At 43.7% G+C, this 20,042-nt stretch carries 17 protein-coding genes and 1 pseudogene; 6 read left to right on the top strand and 12 right to left on the bottom strand.

What is annotated here, in order from left to right; all coding sequences use genetic code 11:
* Positions 1-74: 74 nt before the first annotated feature.
* Positions 75-1,733 carry a methyl-accepting chemotaxis protein gene (locus tag LDO37_RS07290; RefSeq protein WP_126610028.1) on the bottom strand — a complete coding sequence of 553 codons (1,659 nt, stop codon included), beginning with the start codon at positions 1,731-1,733 and terminating at the stop codon, positions 75-77.
* Positions 1,734-1,818: 85 nt separating this feature from the next.
* Here LDO37_RS07290 and LDO37_RS07285 point away from each other — a divergent pair.
* Positions 1,819-2,974 (top strand): annotated as a pseudogene (locus LDO37_RS07285) (IS3 family transposase).
* Here LDO37_RS07285 and LDO37_RS07280 read toward each other — a convergent pair.
* From LDO37_RS07280 to LDO37_RS07240, 9 genes are all read right to left on the bottom strand, one after another.
* Entirely contained in the window at positions 2,971-3,159 is a 189-nt protein-coding gene (locus tag LDO37_RS07280; RefSeq protein ID WP_126609497.1) for a hypothetical protein, read from the bottom strand. The pseudogene LDO37_RS07285 and the gene LDO37_RS07280 overlap by 4 nt on opposite strands.
* A gap of 18 nt (positions 3,160-3,177) precedes the next feature.
* Positions 3,178-4,371: an ABC transporter substrate-binding protein gene (locus LDO37_RS07275; RefSeq protein WP_221768582.1), complete on the bottom strand. Its 1,194-nt coding sequence runs from the start codon at positions 4,369-4,371 to the stop codon at positions 3,178-3,180.
* 257 nt (positions 4,372-4,628) lie between these two features.
* Complete coding sequence (locus LDO37_RS07270; protein ID WP_104398946.1) at positions 4,629-5,108, bottom strand: DUF2947 domain-containing protein; 480 nt, start codon at positions 5,106-5,108, stop codon at positions 4,629-4,631.
* Positions 5,109-5,120: 12 nt separating this feature from the next.
* On the bottom strand, positions 5,121-5,702 hold the full coding sequence (rimJ, locus tag LDO37_RS07265; protein WP_126609496.1) for a ribosomal protein S5-alanine N-acetyltransferase: 582 nt from the start codon (positions 5,700-5,702) through the stop codon (positions 5,121-5,123).
* 2 nt (positions 5,703-5,704) lie between these two features.
* The gene (tyrR, locus tag LDO37_RS07260; protein ID WP_126609495.1) at positions 5,705-7,246 is read right to left on the bottom strand and encodes a transcriptional regulator TyrR; all 1,542 of its coding nucleotides are present in this window, start codon (positions 7,244-7,246) and stop codon (positions 5,705-5,707) included.
* Positions 7,247-7,427: 181 nt separating this feature from the next.
* Positions 7,428-8,450: a YcjF family protein gene (locus LDO37_RS07255; RefSeq protein ID WP_126609494.1), complete on the bottom strand. Its 1,023-nt coding sequence runs from the start codon at positions 8,448-8,450 to the stop codon at positions 7,428-7,430.
* A complete protein-coding gene (locus tag LDO37_RS07250; protein WP_126609493.1) occupies positions 8,447-9,826 on the bottom strand; it encodes a YcjX family GTP-binding protein in 1,380 nt (459 codons plus the stop codon). The genes LDO37_RS07255 and LDO37_RS07250 overlap by 4 nt, the downstream gene beginning before the upstream one ends.
* Positions 9,827-9,895: 69 nt before the next feature.
* Complete coding sequence (locus LDO37_RS07245) at positions 9,896-10,081, bottom strand: hypothetical protein (protein WP_101114690.1); 186 nt, start codon at positions 10,079-10,081, stop codon at positions 9,896-9,898.
* A gap of 167 nt (positions 10,082-10,248) precedes the next feature.
* Complete coding sequence (locus LDO37_RS07240; RefSeq protein ID WP_101114689.1) at positions 10,249-11,769, bottom strand: fumarate hydratase; 1,521 nt, start codon at positions 11,767-11,769, stop codon at positions 10,249-10,251.
* 238 nt (positions 11,770-12,007) lie between these two features.
* Between LDO37_RS07240 and pabB the strand changes: the two genes are divergently transcribed.
* Positions 12,008-13,375 carry an aminodeoxychorismate synthase component 1 gene (gene pabB, locus LDO37_RS07235; protein WP_126607047.1) on the top strand — a complete coding sequence of 456 codons (1,368 nt, stop codon included), beginning with the start codon at positions 12,008-12,010 and terminating at the stop codon, positions 13,373-13,375.
* Positions 13,376-13,418: 43 nt separating this feature from the next.
* Here pabB and LDO37_RS07230 read toward each other — a convergent pair whose 3' ends face one another.
* On the bottom strand, positions 13,419-15,134 hold the full coding sequence (locus LDO37_RS07230; RefSeq protein WP_126607048.1) for an ATP-binding protein: 1,716 nt from the start codon (positions 15,132-15,134) through the stop codon (positions 13,419-13,421).
* A 10-nt stretch (positions 15,135-15,144) separates the two neighbouring features.
* Positions 15,145-15,684, bottom strand: a complete 540-nt coding sequence (locus LDO37_RS07225; RefSeq protein ID WP_126607049.1) for a heme NO-binding domain-containing protein — start codon at positions 15,682-15,684, stop codon at positions 15,145-15,147.
* A 118-nt stretch (positions 15,685-15,802) separates the two neighbouring features.
* On the opposite strand from LDO37_RS07225, the gene LDO37_RS07220 reads away from it, so the two are divergent.
* The 4 genes from LDO37_RS07220 to LDO37_RS07205 all read left to right on the top strand — a co-directional run bounded on the left by LDO37_RS07220 (position 15,803) and on the right by LDO37_RS07205 (position 19,967).
* Positions 15,803-16,393, top strand: coding sequence for a CoA pyrophosphatase (locus tag LDO37_RS07220; protein ID WP_126608836.1), 591 nt, complete (start codon positions 15,803-15,805; stop codon positions 16,391-16,393).
* 335 nt (positions 16,394-16,728) lie between these two features.
* Positions 16,729-17,982, top strand: coding sequence for an aromatic amino acid transport family protein (locus tag LDO37_RS07215; protein WP_126608834.1), 1,254 nt, complete (start codon positions 16,729-16,731; stop codon positions 17,980-17,982).
* A gap of 81 nt (positions 17,983-18,063) precedes the next feature.
* Positions 18,064-19,425, top strand: a complete 1,362-nt coding sequence (locus tag LDO37_RS07210) for an L-serine ammonia-lyase (RefSeq protein ID WP_126608833.1) — start codon at positions 18,064-18,066, stop codon at positions 19,423-19,425.
* Positions 19,426-19,490: 65 nt separating this feature from the next.
* A complete protein-coding gene (locus tag LDO37_RS07205) occupies positions 19,491-19,967 on the top strand; it encodes a GNAT family N-acetyltransferase (RefSeq protein WP_224055383.1) in 477 nt (158 codons plus the stop codon).
* Positions 19,968-20,042: the final 75 nt, after the last annotated feature.

Genomic DNA, 20,042 nt, shown 5'->3' with positions numbered 1-20,042 from the left:
GTTTAAAAGTACGAGTCAAGAAAAAGGCTGTTTTTTTATACAGTAAAAATCAGTATGCGTAATACGCTGCTATATTATGACGCTTGGCACTTGAACTGACCGACGAGATCTCTTAAAGATCCGCTAAGTTGATTTAGGCTTTCACTCAACTCGTCTACATTACCTGCGCTCACCAGTGATTTTTCTGTGTTCCCTTGCATCACACTGATGCTGTCTTGGACACTTTCAGAGGCGGTGACCTGCTCATCTACTGCTCGGGAAATGTCCGATGAACGATGAGCAATTTCTGTTATTGAATCGACACTGACGTTCACTGAATCGTTAGCTTGATTGACTAACTTACTAACCTCATCCGCCATTTTGACCGCTTCATCAATTTCTTTTGCGGCATTCATTGTTCCTTGCTGTAAGTCTTCAATAATGGTTCCGATTTCTTGTGTCGACTGCAGAGTCCGTCCTGCCAAACTTCTTACTTCTTCGGCAACAACGGCAAAGCCCCTTCCATGCTCACCGGCACGAGCCGATTCAATTGCCGCATTAAGTGCCAATAAATTGGTTTGCTCTGCTATTTCAGAAATAACCCCTAATACAGAGCTTATCGAATCAGACCGAGTTTTCAGTTCTCTCATGACTTGATCGGCATTACCCATAACATCATCAAGTCGCTGGATATTGGTCACCACACTTTCCAATTCATTTGAAGACGATCTTCCGTTTTCACGGGCGACGTTTGATGCTTCATCTGCCGAACTAATATTGGTTTTAACGTGCTCGACGACTAAGAGCATTTTCTCCATTGACGAGGAAACTTGTTTGGTTTCGACATCCTGTTGAACCACCAAGTCACGAGAATACTTAGACTCATCCACTAACGTATTTACTGACTTATCTAGGTGCAGGGTCATGCTTGACACTTCGACAATGACTTTCTCAATACGACTTACGAAATGATTGAATAAATCACCGATCTTTCCTAGCTCTTTGAGCTTCGATTTCTCCAGCCTAACCGTTAAGTCCGCTTCGCCTTGCGCAATTTGTTCTAATGCATCCGACAAAGACTTAAGTGATCCTGATATGAGTCGAACGACGGTAATACTGATGAGAATGGTGAAAAGTATCACCACACCACTAACCACATTTAATATCAGCTTGTTTCTTTCCAATACGAGCGTCGCAGACTCTAACTCTTTATCCTTAAGGTCATTTACGCTGCTAGAAATTTCTTGAAATTTACTGCTTAAGATTTCCCCAGTACGGTTCACTTCCATCACTTCTCCGCGAATTTTCTCGCCGAGTTCAATGATGTGGCGCTTAAGGTAAAATATAGATGCTTTGTCATTAAATGCGATCAATAAAAATTGGTTCAAAAGCGCTTCCAGTTTTTGATATTCCTTTTGATATTTATTGATCTCATTAACATAGCCATTAATCGAAGACATTTTCTTGTTAATGCCATCGAGTATCTGCTTAACTTGGTTCGCCTGAATACTAATAATGGTATCCACTTGCTCAGCAGCTGCCGCTTTCCAAACCAACCCACCTAATGCGGCAATATCAAACCGCAGCTTAGACACATTATTTTTTGCCACGACAGCGCTACTACTTAGTGATTCATTAGAGTACTTGATTAAGTCTGCGACCTTTTTAGGGTCGTCTGCTAATGTTTTACTCTTTAATGTTCGTTTTAACTTCCTTTCGTTACGCTTGATCGCAAACGCTATTTTCCCATCCAAGCTATCTATGGCACTTTGCAGATTGATCCGCCCCAGCAGTTTTGGACATCAAGTTAAGTGAGTACAATCACTAACGAGGTGAACAATGACAACTAACAAAAAAACTAGAATTAAACATTCCCCTGAATTTAAGGCAGAAGCTTTGAAGCTATCAGAGAAAGTGGGAGTTGCTGCGGCAGCGAGGCAGCTCGGGTTGCATGAATCCCAGATCTACGGTTGGCGTAAGGCAATTAAAAAAGACACCAGTACCAGTCAGCGTGAAAGAGATCTCGCTGCCGAAGTCGCCAAGCTCAAAAGGCAATTGGCTGAGCAAGCTGAAGAGCTAGATATCGTAAAAAAGGCCGCCACCTACTTCGCGAAAAATCTAAAGTAGATTGCTATGAATTTATGCTAGAACACCTTCTGTGTTTCAATGTGGTCCGCATGGCTAAGGTGTTCGAAGTTTCACGAAGTGGGTTCTATTACTGGATTAAGCATCGCCACAAGGTACCATCCAGCGTGAGGCAATACGCCAAAAGCTTGATGAAAAAGTCAAAAAAGCTTTTGACAATAGTAAGGGGCGTGATGGCTCAAGGCGCATCCAGAAAGAGCTAGCTGAGAATGGGGATAGCCGTAATGTTAAAACCATTGCCGCCAGTATGAAGCGTCAGGATTTAACGCCGAAAGCGGCACGCAAGTTTAAATGTACGACGGATAGCAAGCATAAGATGCCCGTAGCGCCGAACTTGCTAGCTCAAGACTTTAACGCAACGGCTCCGAATCAAAAATGGGCGGGAGATATCACGTATCTTGCCACGAGCGAAGGCTGGTTGTATCTGGCTGTCATCATCGACCTTTACTCACGACAAGTGATCGGTTGGTCAATGGATACGAGGATGACGGCAACTCTGGTCTGCGATGCATTATCAATGGCTCTGTTCCGTCGAGGGTTCCCTGAGCATGTTACTGTCCATAGTGATCGAGGTAGCCAGTATTGCTCAAAAGACTATAGGGACATAATAAGTGCTTATAACCTAAAACAAAGTATGAGTAGAAAAGGAAACTGTTGGGATAATGCGTGTGTTGAGAGCTTCTTCCATTCTATGAAAGTCGAGGCGATCCAATACGAACCGATCATGACAAGAAATGAGATGCGCCAAACGGTCTTCGAGTACATTGAGGTTGATTATAATCGGATGAGAAGGCACAGTGCTCTTGGGTATCTAAGCCCAGTTAACTTTGAACAGCAAAATGTCGCTTAATGAAGTGTCCAGTCTTGCTGGAGCAGATCAGACATCGTACCCAATTTTTGCTGCCCAACTTCACTTCGCTGCATTGAATAAAGGGACATCATCAGCAAAACAGCAATAGCAATCAAGCTGGTTCCCGATAATAAAAAGACAAGCAGCTTGATTGATAACTTTGCATTCGCTTTACTCGAAGACATAAACCACCTCACTTACACTTACAGTTCGCTCCAGTTCAGTTTGACAAACTGACCACCTTTGATTTGAGTCGGCCAAACATCGTTACTCGCCTGATGATGGGTTGCATCTAACATGTTTTTGGTACCAATACCCAAGTCAAAATTACTTAAACTTTGGATACCATTAACGATGTCTTCTGAATTCAAGATACCTGACTTACTTTTTATTCCATCAACAAGAATTTTTGCTGCAAGGTAACCCTCTAGAGCCAAAAATGAAGGCGGAACTGAATTGTTGTAGCTAGATAGGGACGCTCTAAACTCATTGACGGTAGGTAAATCAGCTTCGTAGTGCGGTACGACTTGAGTAATAATGACGCCTTCAGACTTCTCTCCTAGCTCTTTCATCAAGGACACACTGCCGACAAACGAAACATTTAGGAACAAAGCATCGGGTAACTCTTCTTGAGCCAAGGAGATAAACTCTGCACAAGGCTTATAAGCACCAACCATAATGATGGCTTTCGGTTCAACTTCTGCATCTAAAACCGTGATTAACCCTTCTTCTACGTTTGTGGTATTTCGCTCATAACGACCATGGGCAATAGAGCCAATGTCCGTAAAACCATGAGATTTAAGTGCGCTCACACCGCCGTTGTAACCCGCATCGCCATACCCATCTTTTTGAGTAAAAAATGCAATTTCTTCCGGCTTGATACCGCTACCAAGTAAGCCGTCAATCATTGCGGCTGTTTCTTGTGCATAGCTCGCACGGTAATTAATAATATATCGGTCTGGAGGGCTTTGGCGGAGTAAGCCAGCACCGGTTACGGCTCCAATGAGTGGTACCTTCAATTCGTTTGCGATGGGTACGGTGACCACCGCTGTTGGTGTACCAACATTGCCGATCATTGCAACCACGTTGTGATCGTTTATCAACGCTCGCGTATTGTTGGCTGCTTTTCCAGGTTCATAACCGTCATTAATCGCGATTAACTCCAGTTTGTTGCCGTTAACACCACCCGCATCATTAACCATCTTAAAATAGCTTTCGACACCCGCTTTCACATTGGTACCTAAGCCACTTGCAGGACCTTCCAACGCTGTAGACATGCCCACTTTTATGGTGCCTGCGGTACTTCCAAATGCCACCAGAAGACAACCTAACGATACAGCGGAAGAGATGGAGCCAAGTCTCGTTAACTTGGACAGAAAATGTTTCCTAACTAGCATTTTTTAATCCCCTTATTTTTATTATGGGTAACATCAACCCTAAAAATAATGCTAGTTCTCTTTCTAAGATGATCCACCATTTTGCAAGTCAAATATTTTTTTTTACATTACATACGATTTATCAATATATTATGATTCTCGAATTTTTTACTATAAAGCTCAATTTCTTACACCATCTTTCATATTGAGAAATTTCAAAGCAAAAAAAACCGCCATGAATGCATGGCGGTTTCTTAAGTACAAGCTCTAAAGGTTCATCACGGTTTATTTCGGTAACCCACTTTTACGTTACCATTCCCGCTAAACCAAAGTGCTTCATTACGACGGCGAGCAATTAAGATCGGTCCGTCATCATAAAAAAGGAAGTTCTTCCAATATCTCTTAAAGAATACCCATTTCGTTTCAATGACATTGTACTTCTCATAACAGAAATAGACGGTGACATCGTCTTGCCAATCAATGTGTTCCAAAACTTCAGCGGGCAAGTCTTCTATATCGGAGTCCCAATCTTGCATCCAATCGACTTCATGTAACCAATTACTTGTTTTCATTGGCCAGTCTTGAGAGCTAAGACGTTCAGAATCAGGGCTTTGAGCACTGATATTTTCTTTCCAAAGCTGCGCAGCTCGCGCTTGTGTCATGGGCTTTATATGGCTCAGTTCTGCTTCAGGAACAGGCATCGACTGATGGGTAAAAATCCATTTGCGTTGATAATCATCCAAGGACAAATAGGACATGTGTTTCCTTTATTAATTAGAGTAATCTGGCTTTTCGCGCCAGTTAGGGTTAATCAATGAAGTTAGGTTGTGGTCTCGCCACTTACCATCAATAAGCAAGTAATCTTTTGCCGTCCCTTCAAGTTGAAAACCTAGGTGCTTCAAAACCCCTTCACTACGCTGGTTAGTCGGGATATAAGCGGCCATAATACGATGCAAATTTTGATTTTCAAATAGCCAATCGCAGGATATTTTGAGCGCGGTTTTCATCACGCCTTTTCCTTGATGATATTCTGCAACAGAGTAACCAACATTACATGCATGAAAAGGGTGACGAGATATATTGCTAAAAGAAATTGTCCCCATCATTTCGTCCGTTTCTTCGTCGATGATAAGCAAGTAAAAAGCCAATCCCATCCGATGAAGCTCATGGAGTTTGATTAATCGCTGTGCCCACCCATCTTCACGAAAGAATGCCTCTTCGCGCTTCGGCTCCCACGGTTTCAAATGCGCTTTATTTCTTCTGAAATATTCACTGATTTTTTTTGCGTCACCGGGTTCTGCTGTACGCACAATCACACCGTTGCAAGACGCATGCATTATGGATGAACTCATGACTAAGGCTTCCTAATTCCGTAATCGCGTAATTTGTTAGCAATGGATGTGTGTGACACGTTCAAGCGTTTGGCCAGCTTGCGACTGGAAGGGAACGATTGGTATAAGTTTTGAAGAATTTGAGACTCATAGGACTTCATGATCTCGTCGAGCGATCCATCCATATTAATGCCGACAAACGCATTAGATTGCTCAATTGAAGGAAGTTCAAAATCATCAATTTGAAGTGTATCGCCGGATAATCGAGTCATCGCTCTTAGAACCATATTGTCGAGCTGACGAATATTACCCGGCCATGGATACTGGCTGAGCTCATCGAGTGCACTTTCACTAATGGCTGGTTTGTTAATCCCTAATTGATGGGCGTATTTAGATACAAAGAGATCCAACAAGGTGGCAACATCCGCATTGCGTTCTCTTAAGGCTGGGATATGCAAACTTAAAACGTTAAGACGATAATACAAATCTTCACGGAAAACGCCTGTTTCCGTTAATTCAACGAGCATTTGCTTGGTAGCAGCAATCACTCGAACATCAACATGCACTTCTTTTTCTTCACCAACACGACGAAACGTTCCATCTTGCAAAAAGCGTAAAAGCTTAATTTGTAGGTGCGCGCTCATTTCTCCAATTTCATCGAGAAAAACCGTTCCGCCATTGGCTTGTTCAAATATGCCTACGTGCCCTACTTGATTGTTAAACGTACCAGGAGCGTGACCAAACAGTTCCGTTTCGGCTACATCATCTGGCATTGAAGCACAGCTTAAAACAAGAAATGGGTGACTCGCTCTTTCTGAGCGGTTATGACATGCTCGTGCCAGCATCTCTTTGCCAGTACCTGTTTCACCTTCAATAAGTAATGGTTGGCTCATAGTGGCAAGTTTTTTGGCTTGTGCCATCAAGCTTTTATGTCGGTTTGAGCTGCCCACAAAATGTTCAAAGCCTAGGTTATTGTTTTCCGACAAGAAAGGATCGTTTTGCACATTTGGTTGTTGGTTTTTCAACGTGACTACCGCACTGGCTAAAACCGTATCGTTAGATTCGCCAGTAATGTACACCGGCATCACTTCTAGAGTGTAATCTAGACCATTGATGACAACCGAGTCGCGAAAGCGTGCACTGCTCTCTTCTAGCCAGCGTGCAAAGTTGAATTGCGGTATGTAATGACCTATCGGTTCATCGATGAGTTCTGCACCTTGATGAAAAAACAGGTCATGGGCTGAGTGGTTTGCGACGTCTATGGTGCCTTTTAAGCTCACTGATAGAACAGGATCGGGCAAATTAGCCAACAACGCCATGAGTTCCGTGCTTTGCCTTTCACTTGGCATAAATTGGATTTTTCGCACATCTGTTACGCCGCTAATTAAACGGATTTGTGCCATGAGATCACGGAAATCATCAAATTCGATTTCAGGGCAATTGAGGTAGATGATGCCACGACGATCGATCTCAATCCCTCTGAGGTCGATTTCTTTGGTCGCGAGGATACCCAGCAACTCACGGGTCAGACCTAATCGATCTTCACATAAAACTTCTAAACGCACTCTGGAGTCCATCAAGGTGTCAGGAAAAGTTGACACCAAGTCTGGGACAAGCACGAAAGACAGTCAAGAGGACTCCCCAAAATTGAGAGTTCTTAAGGAATTAGCGGTGCTGTTTGCTGGTTCTATATACAAAAAACGCGACAATCATTTCGAAAGATCGACAAAACCCAGTGGAACTTCCTTAAGAAGCCAATTTGGAAATACGCGAAACAATGCCTTTTCTCACTTCTCCGAGCTTGATCTTGTCGCTCGCTTGCCAGCGCACTGGGCGCAGTAAAGACATAGCTCGAATACCGAGCCTAGCAGTCAGTAAACCGACCCCAATACCTTGGGCCGCACGGGTAGATACCTTCCCTGCTAAATCCATAGAAAGAAGATCCATACTCGCGTCGGCAACCAGCTCCGTTGCCCCTGCGGCGGCCATGTTTACCAAAACGAGTTTTAGTAATTTGATGCGCGACCAATACCCTAGCTCGACACCGTACAACTTTGCGAGGTCATCGATTAACTTAAAGTTTCGCCAAGCGACCAAAAGCATATCTGCGGTGGCTAACGGGCTCACCGCAACAAGCAATGCCGATTCGCTTGCAGAACGAGTGATAAGATCTTTTCCTTTCTTATCCAGTTCCTTAAGCACAATACTGTCGTACATTTGCAGAACTTCTTGGTCACTATGGTTGGCGTTAATCGCGTTTACCCAACGATCATACGAAGGTGAAAGTTCATCTATTCCGGCTTGCTTAGCGATAGAAGTACAAAATGGTTTCGCTTTACCAATTTGGTCGGCTTCGTAAATAGCCTGTGCATTATCTTGAGTAGAGAACTGGTGGCGAAGCTTTTTCAGCTTCCAAAGCTCTTTGCCAATAACACCAATGCCTATAGAAGCGAGCCCAGCAACAAAGGCCGACCAACCAAACGCCAACCAGTCTCCTGATTGAAAAGCCGTTAAAAAGGTATCGACCGTTTGCCAAGCAACCAGCCCTGTAAAGCCTGTGAGTATTCCTGCGACTCCCCAACGCCCTTTAGTCGAGGTCTTAATAACGGATTCTAAATTCTCGTCGTTCTCTGATTCAACCGTCACTTCAGCAGGCACAAATTTGGACTTTTCATCAAACTGAAGGTGCGCATTGAGCTCCCTATCTACTTGCTCATTTTCACCGTCTAAAGATTCGTTAAAAACGCGTTTGGATTTGAATTCACTCATGCTAGTTTGTCCCCTATCAAGTATTGCAACGCTTTATCCATCCGAACGTGATTCAATGGTTCGCCCTCCCCTACCTGCGAAGGTCTGAAGCTTTGAAAATCAAAAGTATGCGTTGCCCAGTAGCGCTCATCGGGTAAAGCACGTGGCACTTCACCGGGATAAAGCGTCATCGCTTCACCTGAAAGGAGCGTGCCTTGTATTGCAGGGCAGTTGTCGTCACCAGTACCAACAAACCCCGCTTGCGTAGCTTGTATCGATGCTAATGTCATGCAACTCATATCTATATTTTCGAATGCGGCGTGTTGCCATGCAGGGTGTACCATTTGTTTTAGCAATGAAGCTAAATTGGCATGCTGATCGGGAGTAACGTGATCAGACTTTGTTGCGGCAAAGAGTACTTTGTCTATTTTGGTCGAGAAAAGGCGTCTTAGAAGATTATTCCTGCCATATTTGAATGATCGAAGAAGCTGCTCAATCGCCCCTTTCATATCATTAAAAGACTCTCTTCCAGCATTTAAGGGTTGTAAACAATCCACTAGTACAATTTGCCTATCAAATGTTGAAAAGTGCTCTTTATAGAACGCTTTCACCACTTTTTGCTGATATTCCTGATAACGCTGCTTTAGCATGGAATATTGGCTGCCTTTCAAGGTGTCATCAACGTTGGAAAAATCTTGCAGAGGGAAAAATTGTAATACGGGTGCGCCCGCCAATTCTCCAGGTAACACAAAGCGTCCGGGTTGTACCCAATGGAATCCTTCATCTTTGCATCGGTGCAAAAACGAGGTATAGCTAGCACTCAGTTCAGCCAATTCTTTTTCATTGGTGTCGGCATTAGGTTCAAACCTTTCCATCGCGCTAAGCCATTCTTGCGCGAGTGCTTTCCGAGCGTTTTTCATCGATTCAAACTGCGACTGACTCCACTCTTCAAAACTCATTTCAAGAAGCGGTAAATCCAATAACCATTCACCTGGATAATCAACAATATCCAAATACAACGTTGCCGTGCTTGAAAAGTATTTCATCACACCTGAATGGGGGCGATATTTGATGGCTAAGCGAATTTCACTGACGTCTCGTGTCGGTTTGGGCCATTCTGGAGGAAGGGATTGAAGCGAGCCTATGGCATCTTCATAGCCAAAACGAGGCACCATGAGATTCGATTGAGGTACGCGCTTGGCACCAACAAGTCGATGTTCTTGCGAAACCGCCAATAAGGGAAGATTGTCGTGGGTAGACGAATGAAGCAGTTGATTGACCAACGAAGTGATAAAAGCTGTTTTTCCTGCTCTCGAAAGACCAGTAACCGCCAGTTTTACATGCCTGTCCATTCCGCGATGGACTAAATCATTGACTTCTTGGGTGATTCGTTTCATTCACATACTCCAGTACTAACCGCAGCCAGAGTATGCAAAAAATTGGATTAATACCAGATGAACTGTTTCTTAATCGTCTTCAATCAATTTGTAGATAACGAATAACGCCAGTTCCAGTAGTAAAGTCAGAACAACTGTGGTGATTACGTAGGTTTCCTGAAAAATGGCGATACCACGAAGGATCATGTCGTAACCGACGATCGCTCCGACGATAACAGCAATCAGAATTTGTAGAAATTTAACAAAGCGAGGCATCATTTCTCCTTTTAGTTTTTGCCTTTCTGAGATAGGTATAAACCGATACTAACCCTTACCAAATGAAAAACCATAAAAAACGCAGCCTAAGCTGCGTTTTTATAATCAATATTTGAAAAGTGAGATTTGGCTTATACTCAAACCTAACTATTCTCTATGCCAGCCCATTAAACCTTGTTGGCTTCGGCAATTTTTACTTTCCAAGTATCTGGGCCAATCTGATGCGCATTTGCACCTGTTGAATCAACAGCGACGGTTACCGGCATATCTTCAACTTCAAATTCGTAAATTGCTTCCATGCCTAAGTCTTCAAATGCCACAACGCGCGCCTTCTTAATTGCTTTCGCCACTAAATAAGCAGCGCCACCAACTGCCATTAGATAAACCGCTTTGTGATTTTTGATTGATTCTACCGTCGCAGGACCACGCTCCGCTTTACCAATCATTCCCATGATGCCTGTTTCTTCAAGCATCATGTCCGTGAATTTGTCCATTCGCGTCGAGGTCGTTGGACCTGCCGGCCCTACAACTTCATCACCGACCGCATCGACAGGACCAACGTAGTAAATAAATTTACCTTTCAGGTCCACCCCTTCTGGTAAGCCTTCTCCACTTTGAAGCATACCTTGCAGGCGTTTATGGGCTGCGTCGCGACCTGTTAAGATCTTACCTGAAAGCAGTACCGTTTCGCCTGTCTTCCAGTTTTGTACATCTTCTTTAGTAACGGTGTCTAAATTAACACGACGTGTATTTTCACCCGCTTCCCACGTAATATCTGGCCAATCTTCTAACTTAGGCGGTGTTAATTCAGCAGGACCGGTACCATCCAACGTGAAGTGAACATGTCGAGTTGCGGCACAGTTGGGAATTAGACAAACTGGTTTCGATGCAGCGTGCGTAGGCGCTGTTTTGATTTTCACATCGACGACTGTAGTCAATCCACCTAACCCTTGCGCACCAATACCAAGTCGGTTCACACGGTTGAAGATGTCTAAACGTAACTCTTCTTCCGCATTTTCTGGACCACGTTCAATTAGCTCATGAATATCTATGTGTTCCATGAGCGATTCTTTCGCTAATACTGCGGCTTTTTCAGCCGTACCGCCTATGCCTATGCCCAACATACCCGGTGGACACCAGCCCGCGCCCATGGTTGGCAGCGTCTTCTCAACCCATTCGGCGATATCGTCAGATGGGTTTAGCATTACCATTTTGGTTTTGTTCTCACTACCGCCGCCCTTCGCTGCGATTTGGATTTCGACTTTGTCACCCGGTACCATATTGATATGAACAACGGCTGGGGTATTGTCTTTGGTGTTGATTCGTTTGCCTGCAGGATCCATCAGAACCGATGCACGCAGAGGGTTATCTGGGTTAGTGTAAGCTTGGCGTACACCTTCATCTACCATTTGTTGAACGGTTAGATCTGAAGAGTCCCATTGCACTCCCATTCCGATATTCACAAAACACGTCACGATGCCCGTATCCTGACAAATAGGACGGTGACCTTCGGCTGACATGCGCGAGTTGATCAGAATCTGAGCGATAGCATCTTTTGCTGCTTGGCTTTCTTCACGTTGGTAGGCTTCATCTAGGGCTTGGACAAAGTCCATAGGGTGATAATAAGAAATGTATTGAAGTGCATCAGCCACACTGCTGATAACATCTTGCTTACGAATGACAGTCATACATTGCCTCGATTGTTATAATTTATGCTTCCATTTTGTATACCAAAGACACTTCTGGCTTTGTGAAACAGCTCAAAGTGGCTTAGGTATAGCAAGAAGTCTTAACGATTGCTTCCACATGGGATGCTTTTTAATCAGACCGTTAGTACGGATGCATCCTCTCGTGTTCTTTTATGATACTCTTGCTCGCCATAATCCGCTACGTAGTCTCCGAACTCTTTGTCACAAATTTATACAAATGAATAACAAGTCTATTAAAACTCTATCTTCGGTCTCTATTGAGTACTCACCTTCGCTTGCATCAGACCTATTCGGCAAAATCGAATCACAACCTTGGTCCATGCTGCTGCGTTCCGCTTCTGAAAGCCACCCAGATGGTCGATTTGATATTCTTGTAGCAAACCCAGTCGCAACCATTATTACGTCTGGAGACAATACGACGGTTGCCAAAGGCGATGAATCTTTTGAATCCAAAGATGACCCCTTCCTACTTTTGGATACTCTTCAATCGGAATGCCTTCCCAAAATACAGCCTATTGATGATTTGCCATTTGTAGGCGGAGCTTTGGGTTATTTTAGCTATGACTTGGGAAGACGTGTCGAGTCACTGCCCTTGCAAGCTGAAAAAGACATCCGTTCTCCGGACATGGCTGTCGGCATTTATGAGTGGGCATTGATTTGTGATCACCATTTAAAGAAAGCAACGCTTATCGGCGTTTCTGCACAATCCCAATGGGAATGGTTGTCTAGTGTTGCTGAAGTGCAAAAACGTGATGACTTTTCACTTGTCAGCAGCTGGCAGTCCAACCTGAGTAAAAGTGAGTACGTTACACGCTTCAACCAAGTTCAGGATTATTTGCAAGCCGGTGATTGTTACCAAATCAATTTGGCGCAACGTTTTTCAGCCAATTATGAAGGAAGCGAATGGCTTGCTTACCTAAAACTTGAAGAACAAAACAAAGCACCTTTCTCTGCCTTTGTCCGTATGGAAAACAGCGCAATCATCAGTATTTCTCCTGAGCGCTTTTTACAGCTCAAAGACGGACAAATCGAAACTAAGCCCATAAAAGGCACCAGACCAAGATCGGACGATCCAGTACAAGATGAAGCGCAAGCGCAATCTTTAATATTGGCTGAAAAAGATCAGGCAGAAAACCTGATGATTGTTGATTTACTCAGAAACGATATAGGTCGGGTGGCGAAACCCGGTTCCGTTGCCGTTCCAAAACTGTTTGCAATTGAAAGTTTTCCGGCTGTCCACCATTTGGTGAGCACGGTTACGGCAGAACTAGCTGAAGATAAATCGGCAACCGATTTATTACGCGCTTGTTTCCCTGGCGGTTCAATTACTGGGGCACCAAAAGTAAGAGCGATGGAAATCATAGAAGAGCTAGAACCTCACCGCCGCAACGCTTACTGCGGTAGTATTGGTTACATTAGTCGCTGCGGGAAAATGGACACAAGTATCACCATTCGCACGTTGGTGGCGGAAAATCAAAATCTGTACGTTTGGGCAGGCGGTGGATTAGTGGCAGACAGTGAAGCAAACGCTGAGTACCAAGAAACGTTCGATAAGCTCAGCCGAATCTTGCCCGCTCTTAGCTAGCTCGTCCCGATTAGACTGCATCAATCTTTAGCACAGGGGCGAATCAAAGCCCCCATTTAATAAGTGCACTTTTGAGATCAGCGCTGGTGTAAGGCTTATTTAAAATATCGTTCATTCCAACTTTCAAACAGCGCTCCCGCTCCAACAACGTTGTCCCTGCGGTTAAAGCGACGATAGGAACTCGGATATTGCGCTCGCGTAATGTCAGTGTCGCTTCAAACCCATCCATTACAGGCATACGGCAATCCATGAAAACGACGTCATAATGCCCATTGCTCATTGCATCGACGCCTTCTTGTCCATTGTTGGCAAACACAGGGGTAATACCGAGCTTCTTCAGCATCTTCTTGATAACAAATTGATTTACTCTTAAATCTTCCACCACTAAAACTTTGAGCGTATCAAGCGTTTCATCGTGGGCTAGATTTTCCAATTTGTCCGGCTCTACATCTTTAAGGTCTCCTTCAGGTAAACGCAATGACACGTCAAACCGGGTCCCTTTACCCAGTTCACTTTTCAGGTGGATTGACCCTTGCATCATTGAAATAAGCTGCTTACAAATTGCGAGACCTAACCCCGTACCTTCATGATTTCTTTTGCTTGAAATATCAGCTTGGATAAAGGGCTGAAAGAGATTGGATTGATCTTTTTCATCTATCCCACACCCTGTGTCTTGGACGTAAAATGTTAACCAACCACACTCCCAAGAGGCGTTTACGGACACATGCCCAGACTCAGTAAACTTGATTGCATTTCCTATCAAATTGACAAACACTTGCTTAACTCGCTCCGTGTCGCCAATCAATATAGCTGGGATGCCGTCGAAACCATCTAAACGAAAATCGATTCTTTTCTCTTTCGCCAAATTAGAAAAAATACTCAGTAGCGTTGTTTGAATATCTGACCAGCGAAAGGCTTTTTCTTGAAGCTGCATCATACCCGCGCTGATTTTGCTGTAGTCGAGCAAATCATCAATGATCACTCTTAAAAATTGCCCAGATTGATCCAGTGTATTGAGCAGCTTTCCCTGTTCGTTGGTAAGCTTGGTGTCTGAAAGTAGTTCAACGGTCCCTAGTAAGCCATTAAGTGGCGTTCTCAGTTCATGGTTGATCATGGCAAGGAAGTCTCTTGTTGCTCGCTCTGAAGCTTCTGCACGCTCCCGTTCATCAATTGCGTTACGCAGTATCAACTGACGGCTAATGGCACTGCTCACCAACTCTGCTACCAAGGCTATTTGATTCTCGATCCACCCCTTATCATCAACACTTGGGGCGGGGTTTACCGCTAATACACCCACCATCATGCCTTCTGCCATTAGAGGCCACCACAAGACACCTTTCCCATCCCAAAATTTATCGGCTTGTTCGATAACATGAAGCGGAATAACGTGATACTCCAATCCGCCAAACTCGGTTGTTGAAAGCCCCAATGTGTCTTTCTTGAGCAGTAGAACTTTAGCGCTAGTCATCAATTCGTTATTGCAAAGTTCCTTCACCATACTATTTAGTATGACTTCGTCTGGTGCATGCTTTAGAAACTGTCTGCCATAGCGAATCAGAATCCTAGAAATATGCTCATGAAACTGTTTTTTTAGTAACTGTGCATCCGATTGGGCTTTCGCCTGCTGTAAGCTTTCATCCAATTGCTGATTTAAGCTGTACATTTCAATCGCTTTTTCTTCAAGCAGTTTTTCGGCCTGTTTTCTAGCAGTCACTTCTCTAAGCAGCTTTCTTTCCAGTAATTCGAGCTGGGAATTCATTCTCGCCTCGCTAAATAAGCGTGAGGGTAAACCTCACTAAACTGGCATCTTCAGACTTTATTTTCATTTTCACCATTAAGTCTTCTTGAAAATGGTCGGCGCACCCCAGAATCAACCCTTTGCAAACACTCCCCATGCATCGGGCACTCTGATAATCCATCACCAACTCAGTTTTGTTTTCAGACAGAAATTTAAACTTGGGTGGATGAGCATCGGGATACAGTTTTTTCACCTCTAAATGGATGTAGTCTTCTACATGACGAAGAAACTGGAATGTACTTTTACTGTGGTTTAAAGCATCTTCTGGTGGCAGTGTGCTTAAGAGTTTGGTAAATACCACCCTACCAAATATCTCCTGAAGATCATCTGCCCCGACTCCAGTCTCTTTGCTTAAAGCAACGATGAGCTTAACCAAATCGTGATGGTCATAGCTGCCCACGGATGTATAAACACCATCGTCACCAGCAATATCAAGTATTTTGTCCAACGTTGGTAGACCGAACTTTTCTTCAACCAACTCAAGGAATTCGGTAAATATTAAGCCCTTCATTCTCCCCCCTCATCAAGTAACCATATTTACGACTTTGGTAATAAAAGCATGATCCACACTAGTCATTTTTTCAATTTTCATTAACAATTAATAAGATAGTTAGAAAAAGTAGGCATTTATGGACAAAGATGAGTTTCTGAAACGTTTTCTATTTACTCCACCTTCGGAATACCATAGAGAAAGCTTCACAAGGCACCATGATTTGGAACACGGTACCTTTCGCACTGCGGCTGTTCTGATAGGTCTCGTGGAGCGAGAGTCGGGTCTCAATATTATATTTACTCGTCGCGCATCTCATCTTCGTCATCACCCAGGGCAAATTAGCTTCCCTGGCGGGAAAACAGAAAACGGTGATGCATCACCATTTGAAACTGCCATGCGAGAAGCGAACGAAGAAATTGGGCTCGTCGCAAATCAAATCCAGCACCTCGGTCAACTCGACCCAATAAAGACCATCAGTGGTTTTGAAGTCACCCCTGTCATTGCCTTTGCTGACAACCGCTATCAACCCCAAACTGATCCTAATGAAGTGGATATTGTGTTTGAGGCTCCGATTGAATATTTATTCAATAAATCGAATATACACGCCTTAAGTGGATACTTTAATGGTTCTCGCAGAGTTGTGTACAACATCCCATTTAAAAACCACCTCATATGGGGAGTCACGGCACAAATAATTCATACGATTCAAATACAACTCACGAGATAACTCTTGTTGAATACGCTGGATCTATAGTTAACTTTTTCTCATTCATCGAATACATGACATTACAAATCGCCCTCAACTAAGACCGTTCAAACCCAAGCACGCAAACGTTTGCTTTTCACCAAAGAACAGCCAAATTAAATTCGGATTACTTTTTCTAATGAGCGAGCATATTAAAAGTAATGTGTAGCACGTATTTTTCGTGACATATATCTCTTTTGTTAACCATTGTTTTCATACTTGCAATATTTATTGATCCCGATCCTGATATTTCACTCAAAAATAGAGACAATAGCACCTGTAATTCCTGTTCCCCTAAATTACACGAGATAATAAATATGCAATCAAACGTTACTACGGCTCGCGCCGAAGGGACTCAATCAAAATGGACTTATAGAGATTTCACTTGGGCTCTTTCACTTTTTGGCACTGCGGTTGGTGCTGGTGTCCTATTTCTCCCCATTAAAGCAGGTGCAGGCGGTTTTTGGCCGTTAGTTATCCTTGCTTTGCTCGCGGCACCAATGACTTGGTTCGCACACAAAGGGCTTGCTCGTTTTGTTTTATCGGCTAAAAACCCTAATGCAGATATTACAGATACAGTGGAAGAGCATTTCGGTAAAACTGGCGCAAACATCATTACTTTTGCTTACTTCTTCGCCATTTACCCTATCGTTCTTATTTACGGCGTTGGCATCACTAATACTGTTGATTCTTTCATGGTGAACCAACTCGGTTTTGCGTCCATGCCACGTTGGTTGCTCTCTGGTGCACTGATCTCACTGATGACTGCTGGTGTTGTTTTCGGTAAAGAACTTATGCTTAAAGCAACGTCAATGATGGTTTACCCTTTGGTCTTCGTTTTATTGGCATTATCGTTCTACCTGATTCCTGATTGGAACACGTCTATGATGTCTGTGAGCCCAGATTGGTCTGCAATGCCTGGCATTGTTTGGCTAGCCATTCCGATTATCGTATTTTCATTCAACCACAGCCCAATCATAAGCCAATTCGCGAAAGAACAACGCCGCATATACGGTGAAGACGCAGCCAAAAAGACAGATATGATCACGGGCGGCGGTGCGATGATGCTAATGGGCTTCGTGATGTTCTTTGTATTCTCGGTGGTACTTTCACTCTCACCAGAGCAATTGGCGACGGCACAAGATCAAAACATCAGCGTACTGTCTTACCTTGCAAACGTGCATGAATCACCACTGATTTCAATTCTTGGTCCATTCGTTGCGTTTGCCGCTATCACTTCTAGCTACTTTGGTCACTTCTTAGGTGCACAAGAAGGATTGGTGGGTCTCATAAAATCTCGCAGTGATGCACCCGTTAAACGCATTGAGAAAACCTCTTTGATCTTCATCGTGATCACAACCTGGATTGTTGCGATTGTGAACCCATCAATTCTGGGTATGATTGAAACGATGGGTGCCCCTATGATTGCGGCTATTTTGTTCCTTATGCCTGTATTTGCAATGCAAAAAGTCCCTGCAATGGCGAAGTACAAAACATCAGCATTTGTGCAAATATTCACAGCAATTTGTGGTCTAGCGTCTATAACTTCTGTAATCTACGGCGCTCTTTAAATTTCGCTTAAGCGAATAGAATTCTATAAAGATAATAAAGAGCCTCCCTATACTTGCGGGGGCTCAACCTAAGGTAAAGATATGATCAGCGTATTCGACATCTATAAAATCGGTATTGGGCCTTCAAGCTCACACACGGTAGGACCAATGAAGGCCGGTCAATCTTTTGTCGATGACCTTGTTGAACAAGGTCGTCTAGCAGATGTTGACCATGTTAAAGTGGATGTTTATGGATCCCTTTCTTTAACCGGGAAAGGCCACCATACGGACATAGCCATTATTCTTGGCTTAGCTGGTAACTCTCCTGAGAGTGTAGATATTGATTCTATCCCCTCTTTTATCGAAACGGTAAAATCCTCAAAAATTTTGCCTCTTGCACTGAACCAAAAAGAAGCAGCGTTTGACTACGACGTAGACATGACATTTCAGACAGGCAACTTATCGTTGCACGAGAATGGAATGCAGATCCACGCGTTTAGCCAAGGTGAATTGGTTCACACTAAAACGTATTACTCTATCGGCGGTGGATTTATTGTTGATGAGGAAAACTTTGGTGTAGAACCTGAAGATAAAGTGATTGTTCCTTACGAATTCAACAGCGCAAAAGAGTTGGTTGACCTTTGTAAAGACAATTGCCTATCTATCAGCGCCTTGGTAATGGCAAACGAGCGTGTTGTTAAAGACACAAACAAGATCGAAGTTGAATTTGAGCACATATGGAACACCATGCAAGCTTGTATGGATAGAGGGTTGAACACTGAAGGTGTACTGCCAGGTCCCCTTCGCGTTCCACGTCGTGCGGCAGCTTTGCATCAGCAACTCAAAACAGGTGAGCGCTTATCCAACGACCCGATGACCGTTGTTGATTGGGTCAATATGTACGCCTTTGCTGTTAATGAAGAAAACGCTGCCGGCGGACGTGTGGTGACAGCCCCAACAAACGGCGCATGCGGCATAATTCCGGCCGTTTTAGCGTACTACGATAAATTCGTCCAATCTGTTGGTGTGAAAGAATACACTCGCTACTTTGCGGCATCTGGCGCTGTGGGTGGTCTGTTCAAACAAAACGCATCTATTTCTGGCGCCGAAGTCGGTTGCCAAGGTGAAGTGGGGGTAGCTTGCTCCATGGCTGCCGCTGGTCTCGCAGAGCTAATGGGTGGAAGCCCAGAGCAAGTCTGTATGGCTGCAGAAATCGCAATGGAGCATAACCTTGGTCTAACTTGTGACCCTGTTGCTGGTCAAGTTCAGGTACCTTGTATTGAACGTAATGGTATTGCAGCAGTAAAAGCCATTAACGCTACTCGTATGGCATTGCGTCGTTCTTCTGATCCACGAGTATCTCTTGATAAGGTCATCGAGACAATGCTGGAAACGGGGAAAGACATGAACGCCAAGTATCGAGAAACATCACAAGGCGGATTAGCCGTAAAAGTTATTTGCTGATAACTTAATCTAGAAATAAACTAAGGGCATGGATATCCATGCCCTTATTTGTATATATAACTATTATGATTGCGATTAAACGCCCTAAAATTAAGCATTTTTCTTCGCTTATAGAATTGAACGTTACGTCAGAACAGAGCTTATTTGTAGAAACCTTTGACCACCTGTATGAACACAGAGACAAACAGGATGTCATTTATTCAGTTTCTGAAGACGGTAAGCCGATTGGTTTCTTTGCGCTTGATGAAGGATATGAAAAGAAGTTTACCTTTGTAAAAAGCCGAGAAATTGGATTAAAAAACCTGGTAATAGACCAACGTTTTCAGCGACAAGGAAAAGCAAAGGCAACACTCGAGCGCCTATTCGTTTACCTTTATACTGCATACGCAAATTACGATTCTGTATGCGTCATCGTAGAAAAGGAAAATGAAGCCGCTTATGAGTGCTTTTTAAGTGCCGACTTTAAAGACACTAACAAGCCATTTTATGATGGTAATAAACAGCTTAGAATCTTACGAAAAGCGATAACCGCACCTTTCTGAAGAACCTAACACGCTAGGACTGTTGACCTTTCTGCATCGAACCTATGTGCATTTCAAGATACTTAAGCGTTTAGG

This window comes from Vibrio penaeicida (assembly GCF_019977755.1).
Classification (GTDB): domain Bacteria; phylum Pseudomonadota; class Gammaproteobacteria; order Enterobacterales; family Vibrionaceae; genus Vibrio; species Vibrio penaeicida.
Note: the sequence above shows the minus strand (reverse complement) of the source record. Positions and strands in the feature narration are given on the sequence as shown.